Source organism: Pseudomonas citronellolis, from assembly GCF_900112375.1.
Classification (GTDB): domain Bacteria; phylum Pseudomonadota; class Gammaproteobacteria; order Pseudomonadales; family Pseudomonadaceae; genus Pseudomonas; species Pseudomonas citronellolis.
Map to the genome: position 1 here is coordinate 51,611 of NZ_FOLS01000024.1, position 17,154 is coordinate 68,764.

Genomic DNA, 17,154 nt, shown 5'->3' on the forward strand with positions numbered 1-17,154 from the left:
GGCGGATGCAGCACCTGGGCGAACCCTTTCCGCGGACCGGTGGCGTGGTGGACGCCGCCGCCCGACTATAGCGGCGGCGCCCGCGCCGGGCAATGCCGGCGCTCAGCCCTTGCGGATCAGCCAGATGCCCACGCCGATGGCGGCGATGCCGGCCAGCTTCAGGGCGCTGATGGGGTTCTCCCTGAAGCCGGCCCAGCCGAAGTGGTCGAGGGTCATGGCCATGCCCAGCTGGCCGGCCAGCACCAGCACCATGAACAGCAGGGCGCCGACCCGCGGCGCGGCGAAGGCGGCGATGAAGATGAAGAACATGCCGAGGAAGCCGCCGCACCAGTGCCACCAGTGCAGCGAGCGCAGCGCCTGGAGGGCGGGGAACTCGCGGTTGGCGAGGGTCAGCACCAGCAGGCCGAAGGTGCCGACGACGAAGGAGATCAGCGCGGCGGCCAGCACGCTGGACACCTGCTTGGCCAACTGGCCGTTGATGCCCGCCTGCAGCGGCAGGCAGGCGCCGGCGATCAGCGGCAGGACGAACATCCACCAGGGCGGCGTGGGCATGGGGTACTCCTTGGCAGTCGAAGCGAAAAGGACAGCCGGCTAGTATGCACCAGACCGGAGCAGCGCTCCCGCTTCCCAGGAGAGAAACCATGGGCACCTCCGCTTCCCGCACCCTGGCCGCGCGCATCGAGCGCCCCTGGCAGGTGGCCTACGACTTCCTCGCCGAGCCGCGCAACTTCCCGCGCTGGGCTTCGGGCCTGTGCAGCGCCATCGAACCGCTGGACGCCGACCACTGGCTGGCACAGACGCCCCAGGGGCCGCTGCGGGTGCGCTTTTCGCCGCGCAACCCGTTCGGCGTGCTGGACCACGACGTGCTGCCCGAAGACGCCCCGCCCATCCACATCCCCCTGCGCCTGATCGCCAACGGCGACGGCTGCGAACTGCTGCTGACCCTGCTGCGCCAGCCGGCGATGGACGACGTCGCCTTCGAACGCGATGCGCAGTGGGTGGAGAAGGATTTGCGGGCGATCAAGGCGTTGCTGGAGTCGGAGGAGCTGCCTTGGTCGATGGGGTTTTCGCCGTGAAGTTCGGGGCGGGCGCTTCGAGGTTGAACACGGAGTGTGTTTGGGGCCAAGGTCAGGCGGCGTATAACCGCGAACGGTTATACGCCCTACGCCACTTGTAGGCGCCGCTGCTTTTCGTAGCCTGTAGGATGGGTTGAGCGAAGCGATACCCATCACCGTGACCACCACACGCATGGGTTTCGCAGGCTCAACCCATCCTACGAAATGCACCTGGTGCAGCCGGCAGATAATTGTTCCTACGGGATTTCCTGCTTTACGCCACTGCCTGCAGGCGGGGGATCGGTGGATGGGGTTGCTGGCTGACCTGCCAGAGGTCGTAGGCGGCCTGCATCGCCAGCCAGTGCCGGGCGCTGGACAGGCCGGCCTGTTCCAGGCGCCAGGCCAGGTCGGCGCTGATGGGCGCGCGGCCATGCAGCACCTTGGACAGGTGCGGCCGGCTGAAACCCAGGTGCGCGGCCAGCGCGGTGACCGACAGGCACAGGGCCGGCAAAACATCCTCGCGCAGGATTTCGCCCGGGTGGGGTGGGTTGTGCATGGCCATGGCGAGCCCTCCGCTCAGTGGTAGTCGAGGTAGTCCAGCAGTTCCGCGTCGGTGCCTTCGAAGCGGAAGATCACCCGCCAGTTGCCGGAGACGCTGACGGACCAGTAGCCCCGCAGCGTGCCTTTCAGCCCATGCAGGCGATAACCGGGCAGGTCCATTTCCCTGGGGGCCTTGGCGGCATCCAGGGCAGCAAGGATGCGCAGCAGCCTGGACACATGGTCAGCCCTGACGCCGCGATGATCCCCGTGCAGGTAAAGGGCACGCAGGCCCTTGTGGCGGAAGCTCCTGATCATCGGCGGACTGTAATCTAATAGATTACAGCTTCCTGAGCCGAGATGCTTGTAGGATGGCGCCGCTTCTCGTAGGAGCGAGCTTGCTCGCGAATGGGGTCTCCCGGATGCATTGGCATTACGCCGACCTCCGCTCCCTCTCCCCAGCCCTCTCCCTGAAGGGAGAGGGGGCTTGTCCGTGCCGGCTGGGAATAAGGTTTTAGCCGGGAAACATAGAGGTGTTTCCGGCTGACTGCTTGGTGCCCGTTTCTGCCGAACGGTCCCCTCTCCCTTCAGGGAGAGGGTTAGGGAGAGGGCGCTTTGCGGAACCGCACCAAACCCCCCAACAGAACACCCCTCACAACCGCGCCCCCAACTCCGCCCCCTCCCTGATCGCCCGCTTGGCATCCAGCTCGCGCGCCAGGCGGGCGCCGCCGATGATGTGGTGGCGCAGGTTCTCCGCGGCCTGGGTGGGGTGCAGCTCCAGCAGCGGTTCCTGGCCGGCGCAGATCACCACGTTGTCCACCGCCAGGCACTGTTCGCGGCCGTCCATGCGGATGTGCAGGCCGGCGTCGTCGATGCGCAGGTATTCCACGCCGCCCAGCATCCGCACCTGGTGGTGCCTCAGGTGGGCGCGGTGGACCCAGCCGCTGGTCTTGCCCAGGCCGGCGCCGGGCGTGCCCGGTTTGCGCTGCAGCAGCCAGAGCTGGCGTTTCGGCGTGATCGGCGTGGGCCTGCGCAGCCCGCCTGGCGTGCTGTTGTCCAGGTCGATGCCCCATTCGCCCAGCCACTGGCCCAGCGGCTGCGGGCCTTCGCGTTCGGCGAGCAGGAAGCTGGCGACGTCGAAGCCGATGCCGCCGGCGCCGATCAGCGCCACCTTCCGGCCCACCGGCGCGCCGTTCAGCACGTCGAGGTAGCCGAGCACCCTGGGATGCTCGATGCCCGGCAACTGCAGCCGGCGCGGGCGGATGCCGGTGGCGACTATCACCTCGTCGAACTGCCCTTGCAGCTCACCGCGGGCGATATGCCGGTTCAGCTGCAGGTCCACGCCCAGCTCGGCCAGGCGCACGGCGAAGTAGCGCAGGGTTTCGCCGAACTCTTCCTTGCCGGGGATGCGCCGGGCCAGGTTGAACTGTCCGCCGATCGCGCCGCTGGCCTCGAACAGGCTGACGCGGTGGCCGCGCTCGGCCGCCACGCAGGCCGCCGAGAGCCCGGCGGGGCCGGCGCCGATCACCGCGATGCGCTTGGGCTGGCGCGCCTTGCGGTAGCGCAGCTCGGTCTCGTGGGCGGCGCGCGGGTTGACCAGGCAGCTGGCGCGGCGGTTGGCGAAGGCGTGGTCGAGGCAGGCCTGGTTGCAGGCGATGCAGGTGTTGATGCGCCCGGGCTGGCCGGCGGCGGCCTTCTGCACGAACTGCGGGTCGGCCAGCAGCGGCCGGGCCAGGGACACCAGGTCGGCCTGGCCGCTGGCGAGCAGCGCCTCGGCCAGCTCCGGGGTGTTGATGCGGTTGCTGGCGATGAGCGGGATGCGCAGCTCGCGGCGCAGGCGCGCGGTCACCTCGGCGAAGGCCGCGCGCGGCACCGAGGTGACGATGGTCGGCACCCGCGACTCGTGCCAGCCGAAGCCGCTGTTGAGCACATCCACGCCGGCCTCCTGCAGCGCCAGGGCCACCTGGCGCACCTCGTCCCAGGTATTGCCGCCTTCCACCAGGTCGAGCAGCGACAGGCGGAAGCCGATGACGAAGCGCTCGCCCGCCGCGCGGCGGATGCGCCGGACGATCTCCAGCGCCAGGCGCATGCGGTTCTCCAGGCTGCCGCCCCAGCGGTCCTGGCGGCGGTTGCCGCGCGGGCAGAGGAACTGGTTCAGCAGGTAGCCCTCGCTGCCCATGATTTCCACCCCGTCGTAGCCGGCGGCGCGGGCCAGGCGCGCGCAGCGGCCGAAGGCGGCGATGGTGCGGGCGATGCCGCGCTCGGACAGCTCACGCGGGGCGAACCAGCTGATCGGCGACTTGAGCGGCGAGGCCGAGACCACCAGCGGGTGGTAGCCGTAGCGCCCGGCGTGGAGGATCTGCAGCAGGATGCGCCCGCCCTCGGCGTGCACCGCCTGGGTCAGGCGGCGGTGCGCCGGCACCTGCAGGCTGCCGGTCAGGTCGCTGCCCAGCGGCAGCAGCCAGCCCTCGCGGTTGGGCGCGAAGCCGCCGGTGATGATCAGCCCCACGCCGCCGCGGGCGCGCTCGCGGTAGTAGGCGGCGAGCTTGCCGAAGTCCCACAGGCGGTCCTCCAGGCCGGTGTGCATGGAGCCCATGACCACGCGGTTGCGCAGCTGCAGCGGGCCGATCCGCAGCGGGGCGAGCAGGTGAGGGTAGGGGCTGGCGTCGGTGGCGTGCATGCTGGCTTCGTCGGCAGGGCGATGAGCGCACCATAGGAAGTTGCGCGGCGCCGGTGAACGGCCCGGCTGACGGCTGCCGCGGGCATTTGGGCCAAGCCGCCGCGGCTTGACAGCTGGCGCAGCGGGCACACACTGGAACGGTGGGGCGGCAGCTTTCGCCGCCCCCGGTTCCCTGACAGGCTTGCGCGGGAGGTTGTCATGAACAGCACAAGAAGAAAGCACCTGCGGCACTATCGCCACTACCTGCTCGCCGCGCTGCTGGGCCTGCTCCTGCTGGGGCTGCACGAGACCGTCAACCAGGACCTGCAGCCCTCCTGCCTGGGCGACGACGGCCAGCTGATCTGTTCCTACCCCTCGCGTACCGATTTGCAGGTACTGCTTTATTTCCGCTGACCCGGCCCCGCGTGCTGACGCGGGTCAGGAAAGCGAATCGGTCTTTTCAGGCAGAGTCTGCGCCTGCTCCCTATGGCTTGCCCTGGCACAAAGTGCCAGGTTGGCTATCTTTTAAACAGAGGCGCCTGGCCAGGTACTGGGCGCCCTTTGCCTGATCAGGAGACGCACGATGGACATGAACCGTCGGCAATTCTTCAAGGTCGCCGCCGTCGGCCTTGGAGGATCAAGCCTTGCGGCCCTCGGCATGGCGCCCCCGGAGGCCTTCGCCGAACAGATCCGCCACTTCAAGCTCGAACGCACCACCGAGACCCGCAACACCTGCACCTATTGCTCGGTAGGCTGCGGCATCCTCATGTACAGCCAGGGCGACGCGGCCAAGAACGTCACCCAGAACATCATCCACATCGAGGGCGACGGCGACCACCCGGTCAACCGCGGCACCCTCTGCCCGAAAGGCGCGGGCCTGCTGGACTTCGTCCACAGCCCCAACCGCCTGAAGTACCCGCAGATCCGCGAGCCCGGCTCCGGCGAGTGGAAGCGCATCGAGTGGGACGAGGCGCTGGACCGCATCGCCCGCCTGATGAAGGACGACCGCGACGCCAACTTCATCGAGAAGAACGCCCAGGGCCAGACGGTGAACCGCTGGCTGACCACCGGCTTCCTGGCCGCCTCGGCGTCTTCCAACGAAGCGGGCTACATCACCCACAAGGTGGTGCGTTCCCTCGGCATCCTGGGGTTCGATAACCAAGCGCGTGTCTGACACGGCCCGACGGTGGCAAGTCTTGCCCCGACGTTTGGCCGTGGAGCCATGACCAACCACTGGACCGACATCAAGAATGCCGATCTGATCCTCATCATGGGCGGCAACGCGGCCGAGGCGCACCCCTGCGGCTTCAAATGGGTGACCGAAGCCAAGGCGCACAACAAGGCGCGCCTGCTGGTGGTGGACCCGCGCTTCACCCGCTCAGCCTCGGTGGCCGACTACTACGCGCCCATCCGCACGGGGACGGACATCGCCTTCCTCGGCGGCCTGATCAGCTACCTGATCGAGAACGGCAAGTACCAGAAGGAATACGTCGAGCACTACACCGACGCCGCCTTCATCGTGCAGGAAGGCTTCGGCTTCGAGGACGGCCTGTTCAACGGCTACGACGCCGAGAAGCGCAGCTACCCGGACAAGTCCGCGTGGAACTACGAGCGCGGCGAGGACGGCTTCGCCAAGGTCGACCCCACGCTGCAGCACCCGCGCTGCGTGTTCAACCTGCTGCGCCAGCACTACAGCCGCTACACGCCGGACGTGGTCAGCAACATCTGCGGCACGCCCAAGGACATGATGCTCAAGGTCTGGGCCGAGATCGCCGAGACCTCGGCCCCCGGCAAGGCCATGACCATCATGTACGCCCTGGGCTGGACGCAGCACTCGGTGGGTGCGCAGATGATCCGCACCGGCGCCATGGTGCAGCTGCTGCTGGGCAACATCGGCATGCCCGGCGGCGGCATGAACGCCCTGCGCGGGCACTCCAACATCCAGGGCCTGACCGACCTGGGGCTGCTGTCCAACTCGTTGCCCGGCTACCTGACCCTGGCCATGGACGCCGAGCAGGACTACGCCGCCTACATCGCCAAGCGCACCGCCAAGCCGCTGCGCCCGGGGCAACTGTCCTACTGGCAGAACTACAGCAAGTTCCACGTCAGCCTGATGAAGTCCTGGTTCGGCAAGGCCGCCACGGCGGAGAACAACTGGTGCTTCGACTGGCTGCCCAAGCTCGACATGCCCGGCGCCGGCTACGACGTGCTGCGGGTGTTCGACATGATGTACCAGGGCAAGGTCAACGGGTACTTCTGCCAGGGCTTCAACCCCATCGCCTCGTTCCCCAACAAGGGCAAGGTCGGCGCCGCGCTGGCCAAGCTCAAGTGGCTGGTGATCATGGACCCGCTGGCCACCGAGACCTCGGAGTTCTGGCGCAACGCCGGCGATTTCAACAACGTCGACACCCAGGCCATCCAGACCACGGTGATCCGCCTGCCCACCACCTGCTTCGCCGAGGAGGACGGCTCCATCGTCAACTCCGGGCGCTGGCTGCAGTGGCACTGGAAGGGCGGCGAGCCGCCGGGCCAGGCGCGCCCGGACATCGCCATCATGGCCGGGCTGTACCACCGCCTGCGCGAGCTGTACACGAAGGAGGGCGGCAAGTTCCCCGACGCCATCCTCGGCCTCGACTGGCCCTACCTGCGCCCGGACGAGCCGAGCCCCGAAGAGCTGGCCAAGGAGTACAACGGCAAGGCCCTGGCCGACCTGGTCGACCCGAAGAACGGCATGGTCCTGGCCAAGGCCGGCGAGCAGTTGCCCGGCTTCGCGTTGCTGCGCGACGACGGCAGCACCACCAGCGGCTGCTGGATCTTCGCCGGTTCCTGGACGCAGCAGGGCAACCAGATGGCCCGCCGCGACAACGCCGACCCCTACGCCATGGGCCAGACCCTCGGCTGGGCCTGGGCCTGGCCGGCCAACCGGCGCATCCTCTACAACCGCGCCTCGGCCGACCTTGCCGGCAAGCCGTGGGACCCCGAGAAGAAACGCCTGGTGTGGTGGAACGGCAAGGCCTGGGGCGGCACCGACGTGCCCGACTACAAGCCCGACGTGCCGCCGGAAGCGGGCATGAACCCGTTCATCATGAACCCCGAGGGGGTGGCGCGCTTCTTCGCCGTGGACAAGATGGCCGAGGGGCCCTTCCCCGAGCACTACGAGCCGTTCGAGACGCCCATCGGCATCAACCCGCTGCACAAGGACAACCCCAAGGCCACCAGCAACCCGGCCGCGCGGGTGTTCAAGAACGATATGGAAGTCTTCGGCAAGGCCGACGAGTTCCCCTACGCGGCCACCACCTACCGCCTCACCGAGCACTTCCACTTCTGGACCAAGCATTGCCGGCTGAACGCTATCACCCAGCCGGAGCAGTTCGTGGAAATCGGCGAGGTACTGGCCAAGGAACTGGGGATCGCTGCCGGCGACCGCGTGAAGGTCTCCTCCAACCGCGGCTACATCAAGGCCGTGGCGGTGGTGACCAAGCGCATCCGCCCGCTGCAGGTCGACGGCAAGACCGTGCACCACGTCGGCATCCCGCTGCACTGGGGCTTCGCCGGGGTGGCGCGCAACGGCTACCTGACCAACACCCTGACGCCCTTCGTCGGCGACGGGAACACGCAGACGCCGGAGTTCAAGTCGTTCCTGGTCAACGTCGAGAAAATCAGCGGAGGTGAGGCATGAGCACGCAAGACATCAGTGCCCGTTCGGCCACCACCACGCCGATGCCCTCGGTGCGCAACCAGCAGGAAGTGGCCAAGCTCATCGACGTGTCCAAGTGCATCGGCTGCAAGGCCTGCCAGGTGGCCTGCTCGGAATGGAACGAGCTGCGCGACGAGGTGGGCCACAACCACGGGGTGTACGACAACCCGCTGGACCTGACGGCCGACTCCTGGACGGTGATGCGCTTCACCGAGCACGAGAACCCCAACGGCAACCTCGAATGGCTGATCCGCAAGGACGGCTGCATGCACTGCGCCGAGCCGGGCTGCCTGAAGGCCTGCCCGAGCCCAGGGGCGATCGTGAAATACGCCAACGGCATCGTCGACTTCAACCAGGACCACTGCATCGGCTGCGGCTACTGCATCACCGGCTGCCCGTTCAACATCCCGCGCATCTCGCAGAAGGACCACAAGGCCTACAAGTGCACCCTGTGTTCCGACCGCGTGAGCGTGGGCATGGAGCCGGCCTGCGTGAAGACCTGCCCCACCGGCGCCATCGTCTTCGGCACCAAGGACGCCATGAAGGAGCACGCCGCCGAACGCATCGAGGACCTCAAGTCGCGCGGCTTCGAGCACGCCGGGCTGTATGACCCCGAAGGCGTCGGCGGCACCCACGTGATGTACGTGCTGCACCACAACGACCAGCCCTCGCTGTACGCCGGCCTGCCCGACAAGCCGGCCATCAGCCCGATGGTCAGCCTGTGGAAGGGCATCACCAAGCCGCTGGGCCTGCTGGCCATGGGCGCGGTGGTGCTCGCCGGGTTCTTCCACTACACCCGCATCGGCCCCAACCGCACGGAAGAGGATGAGCAGCCGGGGCCGGACCCGGAGGCGCCGGTACACAAGGTCGACCCTTCGGTGCACCGCTATGACCCGCGCGACCCGCGTTGAGCCCATGCACCGAACAGCCCCCTCTCCCGTCGGGGAGAGGGTTGGGGAGAGGGCGCTCGTCGGCCCTCAGAGGAGCCCAGCATGAAAAAAGACATCCAACGCTATACCGCCAACGAGCGCAGCAACCACTGGCTGGTGGCGATCTTCTTCATCCTCGCCGGCCTGTCGGGGCTGGCGCTGTTCCACCCGGCGCTGTTCTGGCTCAGCAGCCTGTTCGGCGGCGGGCCCTGGACGCGCATCCTGCACCCCTTCCTGGGGCTGGCGATGTTCGTGTTCTTCCTCGGCCTGGTGCTGCGCTTCGCCCACCACAACCTGCTCGACCGCAGCGACGTGCAGTGGCTGAAGCAGTGGCGCGACGTGGTCGGCAACCGCGAGGAGAACCTCCCTGCGGTGGGCCGCTACAACGCCGGGCAGAAGCTGCTGTTCTGGGTCCTGCTGCTGTGCATGCTGGCGCTGCTGGTGACCGGCCTGGTGATTTGGCGCCAGTACTTCAGCGCCTGGTTCGGCATCGAGGTCATTCGCCTGTCCGCGCTGCTGCACGCCTTCGCCGCCTTCGTGCTGATCAGCAGCATCATCGTGCACATCTATGCCGGCATCTGGGTCAAGGGCTCCATGGGCGCGATGCTCTATGGTTGGGTCAGCCGCGCCTGGGCCCGCAAGCACCACGCCGCCTGGCTCAAGAGCGTGGATAAGGGTGAGGGCCACTGAGCGATCTGCCCTCCTGTAGGAGCGAGCTTGCTCGCGAACCCCATGGGCACGGCATCCACCCATACACCGAACAGTCCCCTCTCCCTTCAGGGAGAGGGCTAGGGAGAGGGAAAGGCGGCTGATCCAGACGATTCGCCCCATCCCTGAAACCACCGACCAAGGAGTCCTGCGTGCCAGGCCAAATCCTCGAACCCGGCCAGATCGAAGCCGCCGCCAACATCCCCCCGTTCCTCAAGCTGCCCTCGCCGCAGCTCTTCGCCCTGCGTGGTCAGCGCCTGCGCCAGCTCGCCGAAGGCCATCCCCTGGGCGACTACCTGAGCCTGCTGGCCGAGTTGTGCGACATCCAGCAACACCTGCTCGACAACCCACCGCCGCTGCCCATGCCCGACGAAGCCGCCCTGCGCCGCAGCGTCGAACACGGCATGCCGCCGCTGGGCTTCGAAGTGCTGGTGCGCGAAGGCGCCTGGCTGGCGCTGCTCGACCCGCTGCTGCAGGCCTTCGCCACCAGCCCGGCCAGCCCCATCGCCGATGCCCTGCAGCAACTGCGCAAGGCCGACGCCGGCCAGCGCAAGGCCTGGGCTCTGGCCCTGCTCAACGGCCAGTTCGACCTGCTGCCGGCGGCCCTGGTGCCCTTCCTCGGCGCCACCCTGCAGGTCGCCTTCAGCCACTGGCTGCTGCGCCTGCCCGAAGGCCTGCTCAGCGAGCGCGAGGAACAGACCCTGTGCCCGGCCTGCGGCTCGCCGCCGGTGGCCGGCGTCATCCACAATCGCGGCAAGTACAACGGCCTGCGCTACCTGGCCTGCTCGCTGTGCTCCTGCCAGTGGCACTACGTGCGCATCAAGTGCAGCCACTGCCGACAGAGCAAGGGCCTGTTCTACCTGTCGGAGCAGAGCGACAGCCGCGAGGTCATCCATGCCCCGCTGCGCGCCGAGGTCTGCCCCAACTGCCAGGCCTACCTCAAGCAGTGCTACCTGGAGCACGACGAAGCCACCGAGCCCCAGGCCGACGACCTCGCCAGCCTGGCCCTGGACATCCGCCTGGCCGAGGAAGGCTACCTGCGCAGCGCGCCCAACCTGCTGCTGTCCCCCGGCGGCGCAGACTGACCTAGACTGCATCCAGACCCCCGTAGGATGGGTTGAGGAGCCCGCGACGATACCCATCGCCTCCCCAACCCTCGAAGCACCAGACAGGACCGCGCATGACCTCCGCCCGCCTGCCCTCCATCGACCGCCTGCTGCGCAGCCCGGCCTGCGCCCCGCTGCAACAGCGCTACGGCCGCGAAGCCCTGCTCGGCACCCTGCGCGACCTGCTCGACGAACTGCGCGAGCCGGCCCGCCACGGCCAGCTCGCCGCCGTGGAACTGAGCGAAGCGGTGCTCGCCGGCCGCGCCGGCGAACGCCTGGCCGCGCACCACGCCAGCCGTGTGCGGCGGGTGTTCAACCTCACCGGCACCGTGCTGCACACCAACCTCGGCCGCGCCCTGCTGCCGGAAGAAGCCATCGAAGCCATCACAATGGCTGCGCGCTACCCGCTGAACCTCGAATTCGACCTGGCCAGCGGCAGGCGTGGCGACCGCGACGACCTCATCACCGGGCTGATCCGCGAGCTGACCGGCGCCGAGGCGGTCACCGTGGTCAACAACAACGCCGCCGCCGTGCTGCTGGCGCTCAACAGCCTGGGCGCGCGCAAGGAAGGCATCATCTCGCGCGGCGAACTGATCGAGATCGGCGGTGCCTTCCGCATCCCCGACATCATGGCCCGCGCCGGGGTGAAACTGGTCGAGGTCGGCACCACCAACCGCACCCACGCCAAGGACTACGAAGCCGCCATCGGCCCGCGCAGCGGTTTGCTCATGCGCGTGCACACCAGCAACTACAGCGTGCAGGGCTTCACCGCCAGCGTCGCCACCCGCGACCTCGCCGGCATCGCCCATGCCCACGGCTTGCCGCTGCTGGAAGACCTGGGCAGCGGCACCCTGGTGGACCTGACGCGCTGGGGCCTGCCCAAGGAACCGACCGTGCAGGAGGCCCTGAAGGACGGCGCCGACATCGTCACCTTCAGCGGCGACAAACTTCTCGGCGGCCCCCAGGCCGGGCTGATTCTCGGCAGCAAGGAGCTGATCGGGCGGATCAAGAAGAACCCGCTCAAGCGCGCCCTGCGCGTGGACAAGCTGACCCTCGCCGCGCTGGAAGCCGTGCTCGGCCTGTACCGCGACCCCGACCGCCTGGCCGAACGCCTCACCACCCTGCGCCTGCTCAGCCGCCCGCAAGCCGACATCCAGGCCCAGGCCGTGCGCCTGGCGCCGCTGCTCGCCGCGCAACTGGGCGCCGGCTGGACGGTAAGCGCGGAAGCCGCCCTGGGCATGATCGGCAGCGGCGCCCAGCCGGTGGCACGCCTACCCAGCGCCGCCCTGGCCCTTCGCCCGCAAAGCAACAAACGCCTGCGCGGCCGCGCCCTGCGCGAACTGGAAGAACGCCTGCGCGGCCTGCCGATCCCGGTGCTCGGGCGCATCGACGACGACACCCTGTGGCTCGACCTGCGCCAGCTCGACGACGAGGCCGCCTTCCTCGCGCAACTGCCGCTGCTGGCGGAGGGCGAGGCTTGATCGTCGGCACCGCCGGGCACATCGACCACGGCAAGACCGCCCTGCTGCGCGCGCTCACCGGCGTGGAAGGCGACCGCCGCCCGGCCGAGCGCGAACGCGGCATCACCATCGACCTGGGCTACGTCTATGCCGACCTCGGCGACGGCGCGCTGACCGGCTTCATCGACGTGCCCGGCCACGAACGCTTCGTCCACAACATGCTGGCCGGCGCCAGCGGCATCGACCTGGTGCTGCTGGTGGTGGCCGCCGACGACGGCGTGATGCCGCAGACCCGCGAACACCTGGCCATCGTCGAACTGCTCGGCATCCCCCGCGCCCTGGTGGCCCTGAGCAAGGCCGACCGCGTCAGCCCGCAGCGCCTGGCCGAAGCCCGCGCCGAAGTGGAAAGCTTGTTGGCTGCGGGGCCGCTGGCCGGCGCGCCGATCTACCCGGTTTCCAGCGTCACGGGGGAGGGCGTAGATGCTTTGCGCCAGGCCCTGGCCAAGGCCGCCCGCGAGGTCCATGAGCGCTCCAGCCAGGGCGGCTTCCGCCTGGCCGTGGACCGCGCTTTCAGCGTCAGCGGCGCGGGCCTGGTGGTCACCGGAACGGCCTTCTCCGGCAGCGTGAAGGTGGGTGACGAACTCCAGCTGGGCAACGCCGGCCGCCCGGTGCGTGTGCGCGGCCTGCACGCCCAGAACCGCGTCGCCGAACAGGCCCACGCCGGCCAGCGGGTGGCGGTCAACATCGCCGGCGAACGCCTGGGCCCGGACCAGGTGAAACGCGGCGACTGGCTGCTGGCGCCGGAACTGCACGCGCCCACCACCCGCATCGACATCGACCTGCAACTGCTTCCCGGCGAGCCCCGCGCCCTGGCCCACTGGACGCCGCTGCACGTGCACCTGGGCGCCCAGGACGTGACCGGCCGCGTCGCCCTGCTGGAAGACGAACGCCTGGCGCCGGGCGAAAGAGCCTTCGCGCAGCTCGTGCTGAACGCTCCCGTGCAAACCGTGCACGGCGACCGCCTGGTGCTGCGCGACCAATCCGCCCAACGCACCCTCGGCGGCGGCCGCGTGCTCGACCCCTTCGCCCCGGCCCGCAACCGCCGCAGCCCGGAGCGTCTGGCACAACTCCAGGCCCTGCGCGGCGAAGGCCTGGAACAGGCCCTGCCGGTGCTGCTGCAACACGCCGAAAACGGCCTGGATCCCAAACTGCTGGCCCGCCAATTCAACCGCCCCCGGGCAAGCTGGCAACTGCCCGCCGAACTGCTGGAAATCCCCACCCGCGGCGGCCCGCGCCTGTTCACCGCCGAACGCTGGTACGCCCTGGGCGAACACCTGCTGCAAGCCCTGGCCCGCTTCCACGCCGAACAACCCGACGAACTCGGCCCCGACCGCGACCGCCTGCGCCGCTACGCCTTCGCGCAACTGGAACGCCCGATCTTCATCGCCCTGCTGGAACAGGCCCTGGCCAGCAAGACCGTGGAAAGCAGCGGCCCCTGGCTGCACCTGCCGGACCACCGCGTACAGCTGGGCGCCGAAGACGAAGCCCTGCGCGAACGCATCCGCCCCCTGCTGCAAGCCGGCGCCTACGACCCCCCCTGGACCCGCGACCTGGCCCGTGAACTGCAGGTCGACGAAGCCGCCATGCGCCTGCTGCTGCGAAAACTCGCCCGCCTCGGCCAACTGCACCAGGTGGTGAAAGACTTGTTCTACCCCGACGAAATCCTCCGCCAACTGGCCCAACAAGCCCTGCAACTCCACGCCGAACAAGGCCTGATCCGCGCCGCCGCCTTCCGCGACCGCATCGGCATAGGCCGCAAGCGCAGCATCCAGCTACTGGAATACTTCGACCGCATCGGCTTTACCCGGCGGTTCGGCAATGAGCGGAGGGTTCGGGAGGATTCGGCGTTGGCGCTCGGGGCAGGCGTCAATGCAGAGCGAACTGCCTGAGTGCCGCCATCATGGTGATCACCAAGACTGCAGGCCAATGGCGGCAAGGCAGGTCTGATTGCTCAAAAAAGCAGCAGCGCTTACCATGGTGAGCATTGCAATCCCCGTTTCAGGAGGGATTTTATGGTGATGCACCTTGTTGGCCGGCCCGCGGCCAAACCTACCGGCAAGCCCAAGCCCAGGACCAAGAAAGGCGCGCGTGATCCGCTCGCGGTCGTGGAACAGGCCGCGCGTGCCGGGGACGCCCAATATCAATACTTTGTCGAGACCGGGAAGCTTCCGGACTCTAAGTGAGGTTGCGTGTCGATTGCGCGAGTCTTCGTAACCGACAGCTTCATGAACCTCCCCGCCTGGCACGACCTGTACGTCGATTTCTACAACCTGAAGGTCTGCGATATTCATCCGTCCCATTGGGGGCGTGATGCCTCTCTTTGGCAGGTGCCTTTCGGCCATGTCCAGTTGACCGATAGCCGAGTGGTCCTGCTGCGCTGGAGCAAAATCGGCGATCCCTTCAAACGCACCGTGAAAGACAGCGAGTCGGAGCATGACCTGTGGCTGCTCTATGCGCAGGACCTCCCGGAAAACCGTTATTTGATGCTGTCCGTATTCGGCCCTCATGCGCATAAGGACTCGCGCTTCCAAAGCTACATCCGCACATTGAAAGTGGATATAGTCGATCCCTGGCTGGATGGCAGGCTTCATTGCTTCGAGCCGCCGGAAGACTATGAGCCGTGATTGAAATGGCCGTTGCTCTTGATGGAAGAAACGGCATCGCTGTTCTGGGCAGTGATGCGTCCAGGGATTTTCGACACTTCTTCGACACTCCACCGGAGTCGGCAACGGAAGCTGGCGAAAACGCCTTGTAGATCGATATGGAAGGCAATCACGCCCGGTGGCGTGGCCGGGCTTCAAACCCGGTGGGGGACGGCAGCCGTTCCTGGGTGAGTTCGACTCTCACTGCCTTCCGCCAATTCCCTCCGATTATTCTGTCTTCGCTGCGATAACTTTCAGGTTTCGCTGGCTGGCGTCTCGTCGTCGATTACTTGCAGGCTGTGGATATCGCTCCATAGCAATTCTTCCGGAAAGCGTCGTGGGTCTTTTGGATCGCGGACCAGGAAGTAGGGGCGTTCATCCTCCAGCGTCAGTGCTACCCCTACGATGCGCACGCGGTAGCTTTCCCGGTAGGGTGCCTCATGCAGGGGAACGTCCACATCGATGGTCTTGCCCAACATAGCCATGGCAGTAGAAGCGTCGAATTTGATCATCGCGAATTTCATCCGTGAGATGCCTAGTGCGACCAGGCTGTGAGTACTTCCACATGCTCAGCCTTTACTGCACTATGCGAGGTGGTGTTTTGATTTAACTCGAGTCAATTTAGCTCTAGTCGAAATTGATCTTATTTGGCTTGAGTCATTTTGGCTATAGCATATATAGATGAATTTCTTATGATCAAAGAGCGCGTCATAACCATTCTCTCGTGGACAGACATACGTCTCCCCAAGCTTGAGGAAATGACAGGCATTAGCCGGTACACCTGGAGCAACCTGAAGAACCCTTCGAAAAACCGGGAGATCAAGGAAGAGGAAATCCTGGCCATCGCCAAGGTATTTCCTCAGTTTCGCTGGTGGATTTTGACGGGGGAGGTAATGCCAGAGATTGGCCAGACGAGCCCTGGCTATGAAGAGGAGGGGGCTGATCGAAGCTCCTCTCCTGGGGCGTGCGCGGGCTCATCCGACTCGTAAGGAGGCCGGCTGGGAACGAACGTTTGGCTGCCGCACCCGTAGGATGGCGTTGAGCGCAGCGATACCCATCATTGGCGGCATGGGCTCACGTTCTGGCCTGGCGTTGGTTGCCCGGCCCAATCACGCTACATCCTACACCACTGCTCCTCGCAGGGAATCCCGTCGCCGTCCCCATCCATCTTCATTCCCGGGCAACTGCGCAGAAACGCCTTGGCCTCGGCGCAGGAGGTCATTTGCGAGCAGTACTTGCGGCCATCGCAGCGGACATCGAGAGCAGGGCTGGCGGGTGTGGTGTTTGCCGCCGGCGGCATCAGGTCGGTGGTCGGTTCGTCGGTATCTTCCGCGACGCTCATCGGAGCCGGCTTTGAGCGGGAGAAATGGTTCTGCCAGGACGGGTTGTCCATGTACTGCCAGGCGAGCAGGGCGAGGGCGATCAGCAGAATCCATTTCTTCATGAGGTTCACCGAGTCCTGGGGGATGGGCGGATTCTAGTGGCGAACCCGCAGGCATTGCACTGCGTAGGATGGCGTTGAGCGTAGCGATACACATCACCGTGACCGCATGGGTATCGCTGGCGCTCAACCCATCCTACGTCCTGGCTCCCTGTGCCGATCCACCTGAGTCGCGGCCCTCTTGCAGGGCCTTGCCCAGTATCCGGGCCACCAACTCGTCCTTGCCTTGCGTGTAGGCCTCGCGGTCGGTGGGGAAGCGTTCTGCCAGTCGTTCCTTGAGGCTTTGGTATTCCGCCGCGTCCTGCGGATGGTTGCGCAGCCAGTTGCGGAAGATCAGGTGGCGGTCGGCGTCGGCCAGGTTCATGACGTGGACGTGGTGGGTTCTGCCCTGGCCCTGGGGCGGCATGCCCTTGACGAAGAACATCCGCTGCGGCGCCGGGTTGTCGCGCCAGTATTGGTAGCCGAGGGCTTCCAGTGGGGCGACCAGGCTTTGCCAGTCGGCGTCGGGCGGGGGCAGCAGGAGGATGTCGATGATCGGCTTGGCCTTCAGGCCGGGCACCGCCGTGCTGCCGAAGTGTTCGATCTTCAGGCCGGGCAGGGCCAGGGCGCTGGCGATGGCGTCGGCTTCCTCGGCGAAGCGCCGGGGCCAGTCCGGGTTGGCTTCTGCCAGTTCGATGCGGTGGGCTTCGGCGTTGCTCCAGCGTTGGCCGTCGAAGGTGGGGGGCTGGATCATGGGGTGTCCTGGCTGAGGGGCTGTCGTTCGACGTTCGGGCCGGTGCGCAGGTTCATCGTCGTTGTTAGGGCTTCTTCCTTTGTTCCTTGATTCGGTGGCGCTTGTGCTGAAGTCGGCAGTGGTGATG

General features: G+C 67.1%; 17 protein-coding genes and 1 tRNA gene. 11 read left to right on the forward strand and 7 right to left on the reverse strand.

The window, feature by feature from the left end:
* Window positions 1–102: 102 nt before the first annotated feature.
* Window positions 103–552, reverse strand: a complete 450-nt coding sequence (locus BM060_RS21495; RefSeq protein WP_074982820.1) for a DMT family transporter — start codon at window positions 550–552, stop codon at window positions 103–105.
* An 89-nt stretch (window positions 553–641) separates the two neighbouring features.
* Here BM060_RS21495 and BM060_RS21500 point away from each other — a divergent pair, with 89 nt between their 5' ends.
* Window positions 642–1,076 (forward strand): SRPBCC family protein, encoded by a 435-nt coding sequence (locus tag BM060_RS21500; protein ID WP_074982822.1) that lies wholly within the window; start codon window positions 642–644, stop codon window positions 1,074–1,076.
* A gap of 253 nt (window positions 1,077–1,329) precedes the next feature.
* Here BM060_RS21500 and BM060_RS21505 read toward each other — a convergent pair whose 3' ends face one another.
* The 3 genes from BM060_RS21505 to BM060_RS21515 all read right to left on the reverse strand — a co-directional run bounded on the left by BM060_RS21505 (window position 1,330) and on the right by BM060_RS21515 (window position 4,272).
* Window positions 1,330–1,617 carry a HigA family addiction module antitoxin gene (locus BM060_RS21505; RefSeq protein ID WP_043318788.1) on the reverse strand — a complete coding sequence of 96 codons (288 nt, stop codon included), beginning with the start codon at window positions 1,615–1,617 and terminating at the stop codon, window positions 1,330–1,332.
* A gap of 14 nt (window positions 1,618–1,631) precedes the next feature.
* Complete coding sequence (locus tag BM060_RS21510) at window positions 1,632–1,910, reverse strand: type II toxin-antitoxin system RelE/ParE family toxin (protein ID WP_074982824.1); 279 nt, start codon at window positions 1,908–1,910, stop codon at window positions 1,632–1,634.
* Between the two features lie 334 nt (window positions 1,911–2,244).
* On the reverse strand, window positions 2,245–4,272 hold the full coding sequence (locus BM060_RS21515) for an NADPH-dependent 2,4-dienoyl-CoA reductase (protein WP_074982826.1): 2,028 nt from the start codon (window positions 4,270–4,272) through the stop codon (window positions 2,245–2,247).
* A gap of 198 nt (window positions 4,273–4,470) precedes the next feature.
* Here BM060_RS21515 and BM060_RS21520 point away from each other — a divergent pair, with 198 nt between their 5' ends.
* The 9 genes from BM060_RS21520 (at window position 4,471) to BM060_RS21565 (ending at window position 15,070) form a co-directional block, all read left to right on the forward strand.
* Window positions 4,471–4,665 carry a hypothetical protein gene (locus BM060_RS21520; protein WP_074982828.1) on the forward strand — a complete coding sequence of 65 codons (195 nt, stop codon included), beginning with the start codon at window positions 4,471–4,473 and terminating at the stop codon, window positions 4,663–4,665.
* A 169-nt stretch (window positions 4,666–4,834) separates the two neighbouring features.
* The gene (fdnG, locus tag BM060_RS21530) at window positions 4,835–7,930 is read left to right on the forward strand and encodes a formate dehydrogenase-N subunit alpha (RefSeq protein WP_143096600.1); all 3,096 of its coding nucleotides are present in this window, start codon (window positions 4,835–4,837) and stop codon (window positions 7,928–7,930) included.
* The gene (gene fdxH / locus BM060_RS21535; RefSeq protein ID WP_074982833.1) at window positions 7,927–8,859 is read left to right on the forward strand and encodes a formate dehydrogenase subunit beta; all 933 of its coding nucleotides are present in this window, start codon (window positions 7,927–7,929) and stop codon (window positions 8,857–8,859) included. Before fdnG ends, fdxH begins: the two co-directional genes overlap by 4 nt.
* 81 nt (window positions 8,860–8,940) lie before the next feature.
* On the forward strand, window positions 8,941–9,567 hold the full coding sequence (locus tag BM060_RS21540) for a formate dehydrogenase subunit gamma (protein WP_074982835.1): 627 nt from the start codon (window positions 8,941–8,943) through the stop codon (window positions 9,565–9,567).
* Between the two features lie 170 nt (window positions 9,568–9,737).
* The gene (gene fdhE / locus BM060_RS21545) at window positions 9,738–10,670 is read left to right on the forward strand and encodes a formate dehydrogenase accessory protein FdhE (RefSeq protein ID WP_074982837.1); all 933 of its coding nucleotides are present in this window, start codon (window positions 9,738–9,740) and stop codon (window positions 10,668–10,670) included.
* 95 nt (window positions 10,671–10,765) lie between these two features.
* Window positions 10,766–12,172, forward strand: a complete 1,407-nt coding sequence (gene selA, locus BM060_RS21550) for an L-seryl-tRNA(Sec) selenium transferase (RefSeq protein ID WP_074982839.1) — start codon at window positions 10,766–10,768, stop codon at window positions 12,170–12,172.
* Window positions 12,169–14,100: a selenocysteine-specific translation elongation factor gene (gene selB / locus BM060_RS21555; protein WP_074982841.1), complete on the forward strand. Its 1,932-nt coding sequence runs from the start codon at window positions 12,169–12,171 to the stop codon at window positions 14,098–14,100. The genes selA and selB overlap by 4 nt, the downstream gene beginning before the upstream one ends.
* Before the next feature lie 336 nt (window positions 14,101–14,436).
* Window positions 14,437–14,835: a type II toxin-antitoxin system YafO family toxin gene (locus tag BM060_RS21560; RefSeq protein ID WP_135499953.1), complete on the forward strand. Its 399-nt coding sequence runs from the start codon at window positions 14,437–14,439 to the stop codon at window positions 14,833–14,835.
* A 139-nt stretch (window positions 14,836–14,974) separates the two neighbouring features.
* Window positions 14,975–15,070 (forward strand) — tRNA-Sec (locus tag BM060_RS21565).
* A 37-nt stretch (window positions 15,071–15,107) separates the two neighbouring features.
* On the opposite strand, the gene BM060_RS21570 is transcribed toward BM060_RS21565, so the two are convergent.
* A complete protein-coding gene (locus BM060_RS21570) occupies window positions 15,108–15,365 on the reverse strand; it encodes a hypothetical protein (RefSeq protein ID WP_074982844.1) in 258 nt (85 codons plus the stop codon).
* A gap of 180 nt (window positions 15,366–15,545) precedes the next feature.
* On the opposite strand from BM060_RS21570, the gene BM060_RS21575 reads away from it, so the two are divergent.
* Window positions 15,546–15,842: a helix-turn-helix domain-containing protein gene (locus BM060_RS21575; protein ID WP_043318763.1), complete on the forward strand. Its 297-nt coding sequence runs from the start codon at window positions 15,546–15,548 to the stop codon at window positions 15,840–15,842.
* Between the two features lie 125 nt (window positions 15,843–15,967).
* Here the strand turns inward: BM060_RS21575 and BM060_RS21580 are convergent, their stop codons facing one another.
* Together BM060_RS21580 and BM060_RS21585 are read right to left on the reverse strand one after the other, a co-directional pair.
* Window positions 15,968–16,297 carry an excalibur calcium-binding domain-containing protein gene (locus BM060_RS21580; RefSeq protein WP_043268778.1) on the reverse strand — a complete coding sequence of 110 codons (330 nt, stop codon included), beginning with the start codon at window positions 16,295–16,297 and terminating at the stop codon, window positions 15,968–15,970.
* Between the two features lie 133 nt (window positions 16,298–16,430).
* The gene (locus tag BM060_RS21585) at window positions 16,431–17,027 is read right to left on the reverse strand and encodes a GrpB family protein (protein WP_074982846.1); all 597 of its coding nucleotides are present in this window, start codon (window positions 17,025–17,027) and stop codon (window positions 16,431–16,433) included.
* Window positions 17,028–17,154 lie beyond the last annotated feature (127 nt).

Bases quoted from the DNA above. Each gene is read 5' to 3' on its own strand.
- selA (WP_074982839.1), top strand. From the start codon at position 10,766: ATGACCTCCGCCCGCCTGCCCTCCATCGACCGCCTGCTGCGCAGCCCG.
- fdxH (WP_074982833.1), top strand. From the start codon at position 7,927: ATGAGCACGCAAGACATCAGTGCCCGTTCGGCCACCACCACGCCGATG.
- BM060_RS21580 (WP_043268778.1), bottom strand. From the start codon at position 16,297: ATGAAGAAATGGATTCTGCTGATCGCCCTCGCCCTGCTCGCCTGGCAG.
- BM060_RS21495 (WP_074982820.1), bottom strand. From the start codon at position 552: ATGCCCACGCCGCCCTGGTGGATGTTCGTCCTGCCGCTGATCGCCGGC.
- BM060_RS21540 (WP_074982835.1), top strand. From the start codon at position 8,941: ATGAAAAAAGACATCCAACGCTATACCGCCAACGAGCGCAGCAACCAC.
- BM060_RS21515 (WP_074982826.1), bottom strand. From the start codon at position 4,272: ATGCACGCCACCGACGCCAGCCCCTACCCTCACCTGCTCGCCCCGCTG.
- BM060_RS21505 (WP_043318788.1), bottom strand. From the start codon at position 1,617: ATGGCCATGCACAACCCACCCCACCCGGGCGAAATCCTGCGCGAGGAT.
- BM060_RS21560 (WP_135499953.1), top strand. From the start codon at position 14,437: ATGAACCTCCCCGCCTGGCACGACCTGTACGTCGATTTCTACAACCTG.
- BM060_RS21500 (WP_074982822.1), top strand. From the start codon at position 642: ATGGGCACCTCCGCTTCCCGCACCCTGGCCGCGCGCATCGAGCGCCCC.
- BM060_RS21520 (WP_074982828.1), top strand. From the start codon at position 4,471: ATGAACAGCACAAGAAGAAAGCACCTGCGGCACTATCGCCACTACCTG.
- BM060_RS21510 (WP_074982824.1), bottom strand. From the start codon at position 1,910: ATGATCAGGAGCTTCCGCCACAAGGGCCTGCGTGCCCTTTACCTGCAC.
- BM060_RS21585 (WP_074982846.1), bottom strand. From the start codon at position 17,027: ATGATCCAGCCCCCCACCTTCGACGGCCAACGCTGGAGCAACGCCGAA.
- BM060_RS21570 (WP_074982844.1), bottom strand. From the start codon at position 15,365: ATGATCAAATTCGACGCTTCTACTGCCATGGCTATGTTGGGCAAGACC.
- BM060_RS21575 (WP_043318763.1), top strand. From the start codon at position 15,546: ATGATCAAAGAGCGCGTCATAACCATTCTCTCGTGGACAGACATACGT.